The following is a 14543-nucleotide window of genomic DNA, read 5'->3' on the forward strand; positions in this document are numbered from 1 at the left end:
CGCTCCGTCACACCTCGCCGTCACGCCTCGCCGGCGGTCTTACGCGTATGCAACTGCCGGGCCACTTCGGCGATCGAGCCGGACAGCGACGGGTACACCGTGAACGCGTTGGCGATCTGCTCCACCGTCAGGCTGTTGTCGACGGCGAGCGCGATCGGGTGGATCAGCTCACTGGCCCTCGGGGCGACGACACAGCCGCCGACCACGATGCCGGTACCGGGCCGGCAGAGGATCTTGACGAAGCCGTCCCTGATGCCCTGCATCTTGGCGCGCGGGTTGCGCAGCAGCGGCAACTTCACGACACGGGCGTCGATCCTGCCGGAGTCGACGTCGGCCTGGCTGTAACCGACCGTGGCGATCTCGGGGTCGGTGAAGACGTTCGCGGAGACCGTCTTCAGGTTCAGCGGCGCCACCGCGTCACCGAGGAAGTGGTACATCGCGATCCGGCCCTGCATCGCCGCGACCGAGGCCAGCGCGAAGACGCCGGTGACGTCCCCGGCGGCGTACACACCGGGGGCGCTGGTGCGGGACACCCGGTCCGTCTTGACGTGCCCGGACTCCTTGAGCGTGACCCCTGACTCCTCCAGGCCCATGCCCTCGGTGTTGGGGATCGCGCCGACCGCCATCAGACAGTGGGTGCCGGAGATGACACGGCCGTCGGCCAGCGTGACCTCGACACGGTCGCCGACGCGCTTGGCGGACTGGGCGCGGGAGCGGGCCATGACGTTCATGCCGCGGCGCCGGAAGACGTCCTCCAGGACGGCGGCGGCGTCCGGGTCCTCGCCCGGCAGCACCCGGTCGCGGGAGGAGACAAGGGTGACGCGTGAGCCGAGCGCCTGGTAGGCACCGGCGAACTCGGCGCCCGTCACACCCGAACCGACCACGATGAGCTCCTCGGGGAGCTCGTCCAGGTCGTAGACCTGGGTCCAGTTCAGGATCCGCTCGCCGTCGGGCAGGGCGTCCGGGATCTCCCTGGGGTGGCCGCCGGTCGCGATCAGCACCGCGTCGGCGGTGAGCCGCTCCTCGGTGCCGTCGGCGGCGGTCACCACGACCTGGCGCGACCCGTCGGCGGCCTGGAGACCCTCCAGCCGGCCACGGCCGCGCATGACCCTGGCACCCGCGCGCGTGACGGACGCGGTGATGTCGTGGGACTGGGCGAGCGCGAGACGCTTGACGCGCCGGTTGACCTTGCCGAGGTCGACCCCGACGACCCGCGCGGCCTGCTCTATGTGCGGAGTGTCGTCGGCGACGATGATGCCGAGTTCCTCGTAGGAGGAGTCGAAGGTGGTCATCACCTCGGCCGTCGCGATCAGGGTCTTGGAGGGCACGCAGTCGGTGAGTACCGACGCGCCGCCGAGGCCGTCGCAGTCGACGACGGTCACCTCCGCGCCGAGCTGGGCGCCGACCAGTGCGGCCTCGTAGCCGCCGGGGCCGCCGCCGATGATCACGATCCGGGTCACGAAAAGTCCGCCTCGCGTGGTGTCATCCCACGGCCGTCTGCCGCCCCGGCCGGGGGTCCGGGGGATCGCCCCGGCGTATGCAGTACGTAATTCATTGTCCCGCACGCGCCAAGCTGCTTCGCCCCGGGGCCCTCCATACGGGCACGCACCGTGCCGGGCCACGGCCCGCTCCTCTGTCGGGGCCCCCCGCGAACCGTCCACGGCCGCCTCCCACGACCGGGCGTCTTCCCCACCGGAACCGGCACACTTTCCATCGCCTCCCGTACCCTCGACCCATGTCGCTCTACGCCGCGTACGCCGGCAACCTCGACGCGCGGCTGATGACGCGCCGCGCACCGCACTCCCCGCTGCGCGGCACGGGCTGGCTCAACGGCTGGCGGCTGACGTTCGGCGGGGAGCAGATGGGCTGGGAGGGCGCACTGGCCACGGTGGTGGAGGCGCCCCGTTCCCAGGTCTTCGTCGCGCTGTACGACCTGGCTCCGATGGACGAGGACTCCATGGACCGCTGGGAGGGTGTCGGCCTCGACATATACCGGCGCATGCGGGTGCGGGTGCACACGCTGGACGGCGAGGAACCGGCCTGGATGTACGTGCTCAACGGCTACGAGGGCGGGCTGCCCGCGGCGCGCTATCTGGGCGAGGTGGCGGACGCCGCCGAGTCCGCGGGCGCACCGCACGACTACGTGATGAACCTCCGCAAGCGCCCCTGCTGAGCGGCACCTCAGGCCCTCTTTGTGTGAAAGTACGAACACACCCGGCCAGACTCTCCACGGCCGCATCTACGCGCGTAGGGAATCACCGGTTACCCTCGTCCGCGTGAACGCATCTGTTATTCCGGACCACGTCCAGGGCGACCCGTACGCCGCCGCTGCCGACGCCGCCGCCCGCCTGCGCGAGCTGACCGGCGCCGATACCCACGACGTCGCTCTCGTGATGGGCTCCGGGTGGGCCCCCGCCGGCGATGCGCTCGGCATCCCGGAGGCCGAGTTCCCGGTCACCGCGCTGCCCGGATTCCCGGCCCCGGCCGTGCAGGGCCACGGCGGCACGATCCGCTCGTACCGAATCGGGGAGAAGCGCGCCCTGGTCTTCCTGGGCCGTACGCACTACTACGAGGGCCGAGGGGTCGCCGCGGTCGCGCACGGCGTCCGTACGGCGGTCGCCGCGGGCTGCGGGACCATCATCCTGACGAACGGCTGCGGCGGCCTGCGCGAGGGCATGCGCCCCGGCCAGCCGGTACTCATCAGCGACCACATCAACCTCACGGCGGCCTCGCCGATCGTGGGCGCGAACTTCGTCGACCTGACCGACCTGTACTCGCCGCGGCTGCGCGCCCTGTGCAAGGAGATCGACGGGACGCTCGAAGAGGGCGTGTACGTGCAGTTCCCCGGCCCGCACTACGAGACTCCGGCCGAGATCGGCATGGTCCGCGTCATGGGCGGCGACCTGGTCGGCATGTCCACCGTCCTGGAGGCCATCGCGGCACGCGAGGCGGGCGCGGAGGTGCTGGGCATCTCCCTGGTCACGAACCTCGCCGCGGGCCTGAGCGGAGAACCCCTCAACCACGAGGAGGTCCTCCAGGCCGGCCGCGACTCGGCCACGAGGATGGGCGCACTGCTGGCCCGGGTCCTGGAACGTATCTAGCGGGGGTCCGGGGGCAGAGCCCCCGGCAGCCGACCCGCGCAGCGGCCCTCACCGCGCCACCACTTCCCACCCCCGAAAGGCGGACACCGTGCAGCAGGACGACGACCTCATCACGCGGGCCAGGACCTGGCTCGCCGAGGACCCGGACCCCGACACCCGCGCGGAGCTCGCCGCACTGCTCGACGCCGAGGACCTCGCCGCCCTGGAGAACCGCTTCGCCGGCACGCTCCAGTTCGGCACGGCCGGCCTCCGGGGCGAAATGGGCGCAGGCCCCATGCGCATGAACCGCTCCGTGGTCATCCGCGCCGCCGCCGGTCTGGCCGCCTACCTGAAGGCGCAGGGGCACGCCGACGGCCTCGTCGTCATCGGCTACGACGCCCGCCACAAGTCCGCCGACTTCGCCCGCGACACCGCAGCCGTGATGACCGGCGCCGGCCTCCGCGCGGCGGTACTCCCCCGCCCGCTCCCCACCCCCGTACTCGCGTACGCCATAAGGCATCTGGGCGCCGTCGCCGGCGTGGAGGTCACGGCCAGCCACAACCCACCCCGCGACAACGGCTACAAGGTCTACCTCGGCGACGGCTCGCAGATCGTGCCCCCCGCCGATGTGGAGATCGCCACCGAGATCGCGGCGGTCGGCCCGCTCACCGGCGTACCGCGCCCGGAGTCGGGCTGGGAGATCCTCGGCGAAGACGTCCTGGCCGCCTACCTCACACGTACGGACGCCGTCCTCAGCGCCGGCTCCCCCCGCACCGCGCGCGCCGTGTACACGGCGATGCACGGCGTGGGCACCTCCGTACTCACAGCGGCCTTCGCCCGGGCCGGCTTCCCCGAGCCCGTACTGGTGGCCGAACAGGCGGACCCCGACCCGGCGTTCCCCACCGTCGCCTTCCCCAATCCGGAAGAGCCCGGCGCGATGGATCTCGCCTTCGCCACCGCACGCCGCTCGAACCCCGACCTCATCATCGCCAACGACCCGGACGCCGACCGCTGCGCAGTCGCCGTCCCGGACGCGTCGGCCGACGGCGGCTGGCGGATGCTGCGCGGCGACGAGGTCGGCGCGCTGCTCGCGGCGCACCTGGTGGACCGCGGCGCCACCGGCGTGTTCGCCGAGTCGATCGTCTCCTCCTCCCTCCTCGGCCGGATCGCCGACAAGGCGGGCCTCGGCCACGAGGAGACGCTGACGGGCTTCAAGTGGATCGCCCGCGTCGACGGCCTGCGCTACGGCTACGAAGAGGCTCTCGGCTACTGCGTGGACCCGGAGGGCGTCCGCGACAAGGACGGCATCACGGCGGCACTCCTGATCGCCGAACTCGCCTCCGTACTCAAGGAGAAGGGCCGTACCCTCCTCGACCTGCTCGACGACCTCGCGCTCGAACACGGCCTGCACGCCACGGACCAGCTCTCGGTCCGGGTCGAGGACCTGACGGTCATCGCGAACGCCATGCGGCGCCTGCGCGAGACTCCCCCGACCACCCTGGCGGGCCTCCCGGTCACCGCCGCGGAGGACCTCTCGCAGGGCACGGCCTCCCTGCCGCCCACCGACGGCCTGCGCTACCACCTCACGGGCGCCAGGGTGATCGTCCGCCCGAGCGGCACGGAACCGAAGCTCAAGTGCTACCTGGAGGTCGTGCTCCCGGTCTCTTCGGCCGCCGAACTGCCCAAGGCCCGCACGAAGGCCACGGAACTCCTGGCGGGCATCAAGCGGGACCTGTCGACGGCCACGGGGATCTGACAGACCTTACGATGATGCCGATGGCGGCAACCTACGAATGGCGAGGCGACTTCGACAACGAAGCGGTGAACGCTCTCCACGCGGAGAGCTTCGATCACCCGCCGGAACCGATCGACTGGCTCGCCCGCACACACCGCCACAGCCTGGGGTGGGTCTGCGCCCGGCTGGACGGCCGGCTCGTCGGCTTCGTCAACGTCGCCTGGGACGGCGGCGCCCACGCCTTCGTCCTGGACACCATGGTGGCCGAGGACCTCCGCGGGGCCGGCATCGGCACCGCACTGGTCTCCGCCGCCGCCCACGGCGCCCGCTCGGCGAACTGCGCCTGGCTGCACGTCGACTTCGAGGACCACCTGCACGGCTTCTACTTCGACGCCTGCGGCTTCAACCCGACCGCCGCAGGCCTGCTCGCGCTCTCCTGACGGTCGCGGCGGGGGGTGGCGGGGGGGGTTAGGGACCGGCCGACGGGCTTTTTGTCCGGTATCGACGTCCGTAACTTCCCTCCCCCTGCCCCGGGCGGCCGCCCGGGGCCGGCTCAGCCGATTGCGAGGAGGGTCGCCAGCAGCAGCGCGCCGACGGCGGCCGGGGCGATGACCTCGTAGGCCCAGCGCACCGACGCCGTGGTCGTGCCCGGCTCCTCGCGGGTGCCGGCGCGCTCGGCGAGCTCGCGCAGGTCGCTGACCGTCTGGTCCGCGGCTGCCGCGCGGCCGGCGGAGTCGCGGACGTCGGCGTGCACGGAGGTCCGGCCGTACGGGTCGTCGTGCGCCTGCTGGGTGGCCTTCCTGGCCGCGCGCTTGCGTTCGCGCAGGGAGACGGGCACCGCCCACAGCTGGTACTTGTCGCCGCTGTGCGTGAAGATCTCGCTGGAGTACGCGGCGCGCACGGTGGAGACGTCGGCCCAGGGCAGCACGACCGTGCGGAACGGATTGCGGATCCGGATCCGCTCCTCGTCGGCGAACACCGCCGGCCGCAGCGTGAAGGCCACGATCAGCGGGATCACCGTCAGCAGCGCGGCCAGCGCCAGCCACGGCACCCACCCCTTGCCCTGGACCACCGCGTCGCCGCCGATCCAGCCGACCAGCAGGATCAGCAGTGCACCGCTGACCAGACCGGCGCCGGACCGGAAGGTCCGGTCGGCGTAGGCGGGCTGGGAGGGAGGCGTGGGGCTCGTCATGGCCCCGATTCTGCCTGAAGGGGGAGGGGCCGTGCGGGGCGGCCTTGCCGGTGCCGGGCGGCGCGAGTGGGGGCGCGGAAACGGGGGAGCCCCCTGTACAGGTCGCTACGCGCGTAGATATGCTCATCTGGTGACCATGCCCACCACTGCTCCTGCATTCGCCGACGCGACGGCGTCCGACAGTGCGCTGCGCCGCTTCCTGCACGGGCTGCCCGGCGTCGACACCGTCGGCCTCGAAGCGCGCGCCGCCTCTCTCGGCACCAGGTCGATCAAGACGACGGCCAAGGCGTACGCCATCGATCTGGCCATCTCGATGATCGACCTGACGACGCTGGAAGGCGCCGACACCCCGGGCAAGGTCCGGGGGCTGGCCGCCAAGGCCGTCAATCCCGATCCGACCGACCGTACGGCCCCGCGCACCGCTGCCGTCTGCGTCTATCCCGACATGGCGGCCACCGCGGTCGCCGCGCTGGCCGGGTCCGGGGTGAAGGTGGCGTCCGTCGCGACGGCCTTCCCCGCCGGGCGTGTCGCGCTGGACGTCAAGCTCGCGGACGTACGCGACGCCGTGGCGGCCGGGGCCGACGAGATCGACATGGTGATCGACCGCGGCGCCTTCCTGTCCGGCCGTTACCTGAAGGTGTACGAGGAGATCGTCGCCGTGAAGGCCGAGTGCGGCTCCGCGCGGCTGAAGGTGATCTTCGAGACCGGCGAGCTGTCCACGTACGACAACATCCGGCGGGCCTCCTGGCTCGGGATGCTGGCGGGGGCGGACTTCATCAAGACCTCGACCGGCAAGGTCGGGACCAACGCCACCCCGGCGAACACGCTGCTGATGCTGGAGGCCGTGCGCGACTTCCGGGAGCAGACCGGCGTACAGATCGGTGTGAAGCCCGCGGGCGGCATCCGCACCTCCAAGGACGCGGTCAAGTTCCTCGTCCTGGTGAACGAGACGGCGGGCGAGGACTGGCTGGACAACCACTGGTTCCGCTTCGGCGCCTCCAGCCTGCTGAACGACCTGCTGATGCAGCGCCAGAAGCTCAGCACCGGCCGCTACTCCGGCCCCGATTACGTGACGGTGGACTGATACGCCATGGCATCCGCATCGAAATCCGCACCCGCATCCGCATCCGGGTCGGCGTCCGCGTTCGAGTACGCGCCCGCCCCCGAGTCGCGCTCCGTCGTCGATATCGCACCCTCGTACGGGCTGTTCATCGACGGCGAGTTCGTCGACGCGGCCGACGGTCAGGTCTTCAAGACCGTCAGCCCGTCCACCGAGGAAGTGCTGTCCGAGGTCGCCCGGGCCGGCGCCGAGGACGTCGACCGGGCCGTGAAGGCGGCCCGCAGGGCGTTCGAGAAGTGGTCGGCGCTGCCCGGCTCCGAGCGCGCCAAGTACCTCTTCCGGATCGCCCGGATCATCCAGGAGCGCTCGCGTGAGCTGGCCGTCCTGGAGACGCTTGACAACGGCAAGCCGATCAAGGAGACCCGGGACGCGGACCTCCCGCTGGTCGCCGCGCACTTCTTCTACTACGCGGGCTGGGCCGACAAGCTGGACCATGCGGGGTTCGGCCGGAGGACGACAGACGGGCACGCCGGAGCGAATCCGCGCCCGCTGGGCGTGGCCGGGCAGATCATCCCTTGGAACTTCCCGCTGCTGATGCTCGCGTGGAAGATCGCCCCGGCGCTTGCCACCGGCAACACGGTGGTGCTGAAGCCGGCGGAGACGACGCCGCTGTCCGCGCTGTTCTTCGCGGACATCTGCCGCCAGGCGGGTCTGCCCAAGGGTGTCGTCAACATCCTGACGGGGTACGGCGACGCGGGCTCCGCGCTCGTCGAGCACCCGGATGTGAACAAGGTCGCGTTCACCGGGTCGACCGCCGTGGGGAAGGCCATCGCCCGGCAGATCGCGGGCACGGACAAGAAGGCCACGCTGGAGCTGGGCGGCAAGGGCGCCAACATCGTCTTCGACGACGCCCCCGTCGACCAGGCCGTCGAGGGCATCGTCACCGGCATCTTCTTCAACCAGGGCCAGGTCTGCTGCGCGGGCTCCCGGCTCCTCGTACAGGAGTCCGTGCACGACGAGGTGCTGCACGCCCTCAAGCGCCGGCTGTCCACGCTCAGGCTCGGCGACCCGCTCGACAAGAACACCGACATCGGCGCGATCAACTCCGCGGAGCAGCTCGCCCGGATCAGCGCGCTCGTCGAGACCGGTGAGGCGGAGGGCGCCGAGCGCTGGTCGGCACCGTGCGAGCTGCCGTCCGCCGGCTACTGGTTCGCGCCGACGCTCTTCACCGGTGTCACCCAGGCGCACACCGTGGCCCGCGACGAGATCTTCGGCCCGGTGCTGTCGGTGCTGACCTTCCGTACGCCGGACGAGGCCGTCGCGAAGGCCAACAACAGCCAGTACGGCCTCTCTGCGGGCATCTGGACGGAGAAGGGCTCCCGCATCCTCGCGGTGGCCAACAAGCTCCGTGCGGGCGTCGTGTGGGCCAACACGTTCAACAAGTTCGACCCGACCTCGCCGTTCGGCGGATACAAGGAGTCGGGCTTCGGCCGCGAGGGCGGCCGTCACGGTCTGGAGGCCTACCTCGATGTCTGACGGGCGACTCAGCGTCTTCAAGACCTACAAGCTGTACGTCGGGGGCAAGTTCCCCCGCTCCGAGAGCGGCCGGGTGTACGAGGTGACGGACTCGAAGGGCCAGTGGCTGGCGAACGCGCCGCAGTCCTCCCGCAAGGACGCACGGGACGCGGTCGTGGCCGCGCGCAAGGCGTTCGGCGGCTGGTCGGGCGCGACCGCGTACAACCGCGGGCAGATCCTCTACCGCGTCGCGGAGATGCTGGAGGGGCGCCGGGAGCAGTTCGTACGGGAGGTGGCGGACGCCGAGAGCCTGTCGAAGTCCAAGGCGGCTGCCGTCGTGGACGCGGCGGTCGACCGCTGGGTCTGGTACGCGGGCTGGACGGACAAGATCGGCCAGGTCGTGGGCGGGGCGAACCCGGTCGCGGGCCCGTTCTTCAACCTGTCCACCCCGGAGCCGACGGGTGTGGTCGCGGTTCTCGCGCCGCAGAAGTCGTCGTTCCTCGGGCTGGTCTCGGTGATCGCCCCGGTGATCGCGACCGGCAACACGGCGATCGTCATCGCCTCGGCCGACGCGCCGCTGCCCGCGCTCTCGCTGGGCGAGGTCCTGGCGACCTCGGACCTGCCCGGCGGTGTGGTGAACATCCTGTCGGGTAGGACGGCGGAGCTCGCGGCGCCGCTGGCGTCCCACCAGGACGTGAACGCCATCGACCTCACGGGGGCGACCGACGCCGGGCTGGCCAAGGAGCTGGAGACCGCGGCGGCGGACAACCTGAAGCGGGTCCGCCGCCCACAGGCTGTGGACGGCGACGACTGGTCGGCCGATCCCGGTACGCACCGGCTGACGGCCTTCCTGGAGACCAAGACGGTCTGGCACCCGACGGGCGCGCTGGGCGCCTCGGGCTCCTCGTACTGATCTTCCTGCGCGCGCGTACGTGTGGGGCCGACCCCGACTCCAGGGCGGCCCCACACACACGTCTACGGCCCGTTCAGCCGGTGATCAGGCCCGTCACCTCTCCGACCACGGGCAGATCGCCGAGCGCGGCGCCGCCGGTGATCGGGTCCGTCACCAGAGCCGTGGTCACGGGCTTGAAGTCCGCGATCTGGGTGCCCACCGCGTTGTCCAGCGGATCCACGCCCGTACCGGCGAGCGGGTCCAGCTGGAGTTCGGTCACGGGCTTGACCGCGCCCACGATCCCGTAACCCAGCACGCTGTTCAGCGCGGGCTCCGCCGCGTCGCCGACGGACGCCAGGGCGCCGTCCGCGGTGTCCGCGCCGGTTGCGGGCAGGGCGGGCAGCGGCGCCGCCTGGGCCGCCGCCGCACCTCCCGCACCGAGCGCCGCGCCCAGCGCGGTGAGGGTCAGACCGGTGCGCAGCAGGGTGCGGTGCCGGGACTTGGACAGTGCATGACGTGCCATGTTTTCCCACCTGATCAGGACGTGTCGGGTACGTGTCGGGTAATCATTCGTGCACGCAGAGTAGTTGAGGTGTGATGCTCGATACCAACAGGACCTCCCGGGGATCCCCTACGCGGGTCAATGCCTCACACTTCTGTCCTGTGAGCTCCCAACCGATCCCCACGCGCGTCGTGCTGCTCGCCGGTCCGTCCGGCTCCGGCAAGTCGTCCCTCGCGGCCCGCAGCGGTCTCCCGGTGCTCCGCCTGGACGACTTCTACAAAGAGGGAAACGATCCGACACTGCCCCGGGTCACCGGCAGTACGGACATCGACTGGGATTCGGCCCTGTCCTGGGACGCGGACGGCGCGGTCGCGGCCGTGGCGGAGCTGTGCCGTACGGGCCGTACATCCGTTCCCCTGTATGACATCGCCACCAGCTCACGCACGGGCCGCGAGACGCTCGACATCGAACGCACGCCGCTCTTCGTCGCGGAGGGCATCTTCGCGGCGGACATAGTGGAACGCTGCCAGGAGCTCGGCCTGCTCGCGGACGCGCTGTGCCTGCGGGGCCGGCCGTCGACGACCTTCCGGCGCCGACTGCTGCGGGACCTCCGCGAGGGCCGCAAGTCGGTCCCGTTCCTGCTGCGCCGCGGCTGGCGCCTGATGCGCGCCGAACGCCGCATCGTGGCCCGCCAGACAGCACTGGGCGCCCACCCCTGCGCCAAACAGGAGGCCTTGGGCCGCCTGGCCGCGGCAGCGGCGGGCCGCTGCCGACGGGCGACGGTGGGGGCACGGGGCCCGGAGTAGACAGGCATGACGAATCTGGCCCATGTCGCACCGGAGGCCCGGGACCGGCTCGTGATCCGGTTCGGCGCCGATGTGCTCGGCTGGTGTGACGAGTTGCCGGGTCTCGTCGCTGAACTCTCTGACCGTTGGGGTCTGGACCCGGTGGCGACGGGTGGCGGCGGCACCTCACGGGTGTTCCGCTGCCTACGGCACGAGACCGGCGCCTCGGTCTGGCTGAAGCTCACTCCGGAGCCGTCGATCGCCCGCGAGGAGGCCGAAGCCCTGCGGGCCTGGGCGGACACGCCTGGGGCGACCCGGACTTCGACGCTGTGGACTCGCTCGCTGCCTGGTTACGCGGCTGGGGCGGACAGGCCCCCCGGCCCGTCCGCCCCAGCTGCGTATCAACCCCCGTGCCGCCGCCTCCCCCGAAGCTGCGGCCTTTCCCCCGTACCCCTCGGGCCCCGTTTGTCCCCCGCGACCCCTCTTTCCCCCGTAGACCTCAGGCCACCAGCTCGCCGAAGGACTCCTCCTCGTCACGGCCGAAGCTGAGGACCTCGTCCTCGCGCAGCCGGCGGAGTGACCGCCAGATGCTCGACTTCACCGTGCCGACACTGATGTCGAGGATGGACGCGATCTCGGGGTCCGTGCGGCCCTCGTAGTAGCGGAGCACCAGCATCGTGCGCTGGAGTTCGGGCAGCCGTGCGAGTGCCTGCCAGAGCACCGCGCGCAGTTCCGTGCCCCGCATCGCGTCCGTGTCGCTCACCGTCTCCGGGAGCTCCTCGGTCGGGTATTCGTTGAGCTTGCGCCTGCGCCAGGCGCTGATGTGCAGATTGGTCATGGTGCGGCGGAGATATCCGCCGACGGCCGCCTTGTCGCTGATCCTGTCCCACGCCCGGTACGTCGAGAAGAGGGCGCTCTGCAGCAGATCCTCGGCCTCGAACCGGTCGCCGGTCAGGTGGTAGGCGGTCGCGTACAGGGAGGCGCGGCGCTCCTTGACGTAGGCGGTGAACACCGCTTCGGCGTCCTCCGCCTCGACGAGGGGCTTCCGCTCCCCCGGGACCTCCCCGTACGCGCTTCCCCCGTTTTCCCCCGTGGCGGCGTCAACCATCGTCAGGTACGACGTGTGCTGACGCCCTGCGCCACGTGTACGCCCCCGCCCCCCGGCCGGGGACTTCTCCGGGCTCCGCCCGACGTCGTGAAGGCGCGTGACAACTGCGCTTGAGTTGGTGCTGTGCAGTGCGTTCATCTGGCGCCCCCCATCGGTGGAGTCCGTTCGTTCCCTGTGCCAACGAGCTTGCCGGGGCAGTTTCATGGCACTGTCCCCCGACTGTCACAGAGCTGTCACAGGGCATGTCGGGCGATCAAGTCGGGGGGATTGTCGAAACCCGGCACCGCCATGGGCCAGAATGGCCCCTGTGCCTTTCCTGTTGCTGATCGAGGACGATGACGCCATCCGCACGGCCCTCGAACTCTCGCTGTCACGCCAGGGCCACCGTGTGGCCACCGCGGCGACGGGAGAGGACGGCCTGGAGCTGCTCCGGGAGCAGCGGCCGGACCTGGTTGTGCTGGATGTGATGCTGCCCGGGATCGACGGTTTCGAGGTGTGCCGGCGTATCCGGCGTACCGACCAGCTGCCGATCATTCTGCTGACCGCGCGCAACGACGACATCGACGTCGTGGTGGGACTCGAGTCCGGCGCGGACGACTATGTCGTGAAACCCGTACAGGGCCGGGTGCTCGACGCCCGTATCCGCGCGGTCCTGCGCCGCGGGGAGAGAGAGTCCACGGACTCGGCCACGTTCGGAAGTGTCGTCATCGACCGTTCGGCGATGACCGTCACGAAGGACGGGGAGGATCTGCAGCTCACGCCGACCGAGCTGCGACTCCTGCTCGAACTGAGCCGCAGACCGGGGCAGGCGCTTTCCCGGCAGCAGTTGCTGCGCCTGGTCTGGGAGCACGACTATCTCGGTGACTCACGGCTTGTGGACGCCTGTGTGCAGCGGCTGCGGGCGAAGGTGGAGGACGTGCCGTCCTCGCCGACCCTGATCCGTACCGTGCGGGGTGTGGGCTACCGGCTGGACACGCCTCAGTGAGTGATTCCGCGAAGCGTTCCATACTCGCGGGTCTTCGCTGGACCAGTCTGCGGCTCCGTCTGCTGATCGTGTTCGCGCTGGTGGCTCTGACGGCGGCGGTGTCCGCTTCGGGCATCGCGTACTGGCTCAACCGCGAGGCCGTCCTGACGCGTACACAGGACACGGCGCTCGGCGACTTCCGCCGTCAGATGCAGAACCGGGCGGCCTCGCTGCCCCTGCAACCCACGGCGGACGATCTGCAGGACGCCGCCGAGCAGATGGCCAGCAGCGGTCCCGGTTATCACGTGCTGCTGATCGGCGCCCGTGACGGCAAGCCCGTCGCCGGGTCGTCCGACCTGGACTCCTTCACGAAGGCCGACGTACCCGCCTCGCTGCAGAGGCAGGTGAACAAGAAGCAGCCGCTGACGTCGGCCAACACCGTCGAGTACCACCTGTTCTGGCAGCGTACGACCCTGGGCGGCACCCCGTATCTGGTGGCCGGGACGAAGATCATCGGCGGTGGTCCGGCCGGCTACATGCTGAAGTCGCTCGACCAGGAGCGTCAGGACCTCAGCTCGCTGGCGTGGTCCCTGGGCATCGCCACCGCCCTGGCCCTCGTCGGCTCGGCGCTCCTCGCCCAGGCTGCGGCGACGACCGTGCTGCGGCCTGTGCAGCGGCTCGGCGACGCGGCCCGCAAACTCGGCGAGGGCAAGCTGGACACCCGTCTCGTGGTCTCCGGCACCGACGAACTCGCCGATCTCTCCCGTACGTTCAACAAGGCCGCGATCTCCCTGGAGAAACAGGTGGCGGACATGAGCGCGCGCGAGCAGTCGAGCCGCCGGTTCGTCGCCGACATGTCGCACGAGCTGCGCACCCCGCTGACCGCGATCACGGCCGTCGCCGAGGTGCTGGAGGACGAGGCGGACAGCCTGGACCCGATGATCGCTCCGGCCGTGCACCTGGTGGTGAGCGAGACCCGGCGGCTGAACGACCTCGTCGAGAACCTCATGGAGGTCACCCGCTTCGACGCCGGTACGGCCCGCCTCGTCCTGGACACGGTCGACGTCGCCGACCAGGTGACTGCCTGCATCGACGCCCGTGCCTGGCTGGACGCGGTCGATCTGGACGCCGAGCGCGGCATCATGGTGCGGCTCGATCCGCGCCGGCTCGACGTGATCCTGGCCAATCTGATCGGCAACGCCCTCAAGCACGGCGGGTCGCCGGTGCGGGTGTCCGTACGGACCGACGAGGACGATCTGGTCATCGAGGTGCGCGACCACGGCCCCGGCATCCCCGAGGAGGTTCTGCCCCACGTCTTCGACCGCTTCTACAAGGCGAGTGCCTCCCGCCCGCGCTCCGACGGCAGCGGGCTCGGCCTCTCCATCGCGGTGGAGAACGCGCACATCCACGGCGGTGACATCACGGCCTCGAACCTGCCGGACGGCCAGGGCGCGGTGTTCACGCTGCGCCTCCCCCGGGACGCGGAGGGGCTGACCGACGCCCCCGAGGACGACGACGCCGGCGACGACGGCCCCAGGGACGCCGACGGTCCGCGGGACGACCGCCCCCGCGACGGCCACCCCCGGGACAACGGCCCCGGCCGGAACGAGAAGGGCGGCGACGCCAAGTGACGCGCAGCGAGCGGGCGCACAGCACACCGCGCGCGGGCCGGCCGCGCCCGGGCTCCGGGCGCCCCGGGGCCACGGCGAA

Annotated in this window: 14 protein-coding genes; 10 read left to right on the plus strand and 4 right to left on the minus strand. The window is 71.1% G+C overall.

Going from position 1 to position 14543, the window contains the following annotated elements:
- Positions 1–20 precede the first annotated feature (20 nt).
- Entirely contained in the window at positions 21–1460 is a 1440-nt protein-coding gene (locus AB0C75_RS08010) for an NAD(P)H-quinone dehydrogenase (protein ID WP_362888216.1), read from the minus strand.
- A gap of 275 nt (positions 1461–1735) precedes the next feature.
- Between AB0C75_RS08010 and AB0C75_RS08015 the strand changes: the two genes are divergently transcribed.
- The 4 genes from AB0C75_RS08015 (at position 1736) to AB0C75_RS08030 (ending at position 5255) form a co-directional block, all read left to right on the plus strand.
- Positions 1736–2173 carry a gamma-glutamylcyclotransferase gene (locus tag AB0C75_RS08015; RefSeq protein WP_362888218.1) on the plus strand — a complete coding sequence of 146 codons (438 nt, stop codon included), beginning with the start codon at positions 1736–1738 and terminating at the stop codon, positions 2171–2173.
- 103 nt (positions 2174–2276) lie between these two features.
- Complete coding sequence (locus AB0C75_RS08020; RefSeq protein WP_362888220.1) at positions 2277–3101, plus strand: purine-nucleoside phosphorylase; 825 nt, start codon at positions 2277–2279, stop codon at positions 3099–3101.
- A gap of 88 nt (positions 3102–3189) precedes the next feature.
- Positions 3190–4836 (plus strand): phospho-sugar mutase, encoded by a 1647-nt coding sequence (locus AB0C75_RS08025; protein ID WP_362888222.1) that lies wholly within the window; start codon positions 3190–3192, stop codon positions 4834–4836.
- A 20-nt stretch (positions 4837–4856) separates the two neighbouring features.
- Positions 4857–5255, plus strand: coding sequence for a GNAT family N-acetyltransferase (locus AB0C75_RS08030; RefSeq protein WP_362888224.1), 399 nt, complete (start codon positions 4857–4859; stop codon positions 5253–5255).
- A 113-nt stretch (positions 5256–5368) separates the two neighbouring features.
- Here AB0C75_RS08030 and AB0C75_RS08035 read toward each other — a convergent pair whose 3' ends face one another.
- Positions 5369–6007, minus strand: a complete 639-nt coding sequence (locus AB0C75_RS08035) for a PH domain-containing protein (protein WP_362888226.1) — start codon at positions 6005–6007, stop codon at positions 5369–5371.
- Between the two features lie 136 nt (positions 6008–6143).
- Here AB0C75_RS08035 and deoC point away from each other — a divergent pair, with 136 nt between their 5' ends.
- Genes deoC through AB0C75_RS08050 form a run of 3 tightly spaced genes read left to right on the plus strand, consistent with a single transcriptional unit; the run spans position 6144 to position 9495 of the window.
- Entirely contained in the window at positions 6144–7091 is a 948-nt protein-coding gene (gene deoC, locus AB0C75_RS08040; RefSeq protein WP_362888656.1) for a deoxyribose-phosphate aldolase, read from the plus strand.
- 6 nt (positions 7092–7097) lie between these two features.
- Positions 7098–8603: an aldehyde dehydrogenase family protein gene (locus tag AB0C75_RS08045; RefSeq protein ID WP_362888228.1), complete on the plus strand. Its 1506-nt coding sequence runs from the start codon at positions 7098–7100 to the stop codon at positions 8601–8603.
- A complete protein-coding gene (locus AB0C75_RS08050) occupies positions 8596–9495 on the plus strand; it encodes an aldehyde dehydrogenase family protein (RefSeq protein WP_362888230.1) in 900 nt (299 codons plus the stop codon). The genes AB0C75_RS08045 and AB0C75_RS08050 overlap by 8 nt, the downstream gene beginning before the upstream one ends.
- Positions 9496–9568: 73 nt before the next feature.
- On the opposite strand, the gene AB0C75_RS08055 is transcribed toward AB0C75_RS08050, so the two are convergent.
- Entirely contained in the window at positions 9569–9997 is a 429-nt protein-coding gene (locus AB0C75_RS08055; RefSeq protein WP_362888232.1) for a hypothetical protein, read from the minus strand.
- 74 nt (positions 9998–10071) lie between these two features.
- On the opposite strand from AB0C75_RS08055, the gene AB0C75_RS08060 reads away from it, so the two are divergent.
- Entirely contained in the window at positions 10072–10782 is a 711-nt protein-coding gene (locus AB0C75_RS08060) for a uridine kinase (protein WP_362888234.1), read from the plus strand.
- Positions 10783–11260: 478 nt separating this feature from the next.
- Here AB0C75_RS08060 and AB0C75_RS08065 read toward each other — a convergent pair whose 3' ends face one another.
- The gene (locus AB0C75_RS08065) at positions 11261–12007 is read right to left on the minus strand and encodes a SigE family RNA polymerase sigma factor (RefSeq protein WP_362888236.1); all 747 of its coding nucleotides are present in this window, start codon (positions 12005–12007) and stop codon (positions 11261–11263) included.
- 169 nt (positions 12008–12176) lie between these two features.
- On the opposite strand from AB0C75_RS08065, the gene afsQ1 reads away from it, so the two are divergent.
- Together afsQ1 and AB0C75_RS08075 are read left to right on the plus strand one after the other, a co-directional pair.
- Entirely contained in the window at positions 12177–12854 is a 678-nt protein-coding gene (gene afsQ1, locus AB0C75_RS08070) for a two-component system response regulator AfsQ1 (RefSeq protein WP_362888237.1), read from the plus strand.
- Positions 12851–14464, plus strand: a complete 1614-nt coding sequence (locus AB0C75_RS08075; protein ID WP_362888239.1) for a HAMP domain-containing sensor histidine kinase — start codon at positions 12851–12853, stop codon at positions 14462–14464. The genes afsQ1 and AB0C75_RS08075 overlap by 4 nt, the downstream gene beginning before the upstream one ends.
- The last annotated feature ends 79 nt before the right edge of the window (positions 14465–14543 follow it).

The sequence above is a fragment of the Streptomyces sp. NPDC048565 genome, assembly GCF_040650935.1.
Taxonomy (GTDB): domain Bacteria; phylum Actinomycetota; class Actinomycetes; order Streptomycetales; family Streptomycetaceae; genus Streptomyces.

Excerpts from the sequence above, each read along its gene's own strand:
- AB0C75_RS08045 (WP_362888228.1), top strand. The coding sequence starts at position 7,098 with ATGGCATCCGCATCGAAATCCGCACCCGCATCCGCATCCGGGTCGGCG.
- deoC (WP_362888656.1), top strand. The coding sequence starts at position 6,144 with ATGCCCACCACTGCTCCTGCATTCGCCGACGCGACGGCGTCCGACAGT.
- AB0C75_RS08065 (WP_362888236.1), bottom strand. The coding sequence starts at position 12,007 with ATGAACGCACTGCACAGCACCAACTCAAGCGCAGTTGTCACGCGCCTT.
- AB0C75_RS08030 (WP_362888224.1), top strand. The coding sequence starts at position 4,857 with ATGGCGGCAACCTACGAATGGCGAGGCGACTTCGACAACGAAGCGGTG.
- AB0C75_RS08060 (WP_362888234.1), top strand. The coding sequence starts at position 10,072 with ATGCTCGATACCAACAGGACCTCCCGGGGATCCCCTACGCGGGTCAAT.
- AB0C75_RS08035 (WP_362888226.1), bottom strand. The coding sequence starts at position 6,007 with ATGACGAGCCCCACGCCTCCCTCCCAGCCCGCCTACGCCGACCGGACC.
- AB0C75_RS08015 (WP_362888218.1), top strand. The coding sequence starts at position 1,736 with ATGTCGCTCTACGCCGCGTACGCCGGCAACCTCGACGCGCGGCTGATG.
- AB0C75_RS08050 (WP_362888230.1), top strand. The coding sequence starts at position 8,596 with ATGTCTGACGGGCGACTCAGCGTCTTCAAGACCTACAAGCTGTACGTC.
- AB0C75_RS08055 (WP_362888232.1), bottom strand. The coding sequence starts at position 9,997 with ATGGCACGTCATGCACTGTCCAAGTCCCGGCACCGCACCCTGCTGCGC.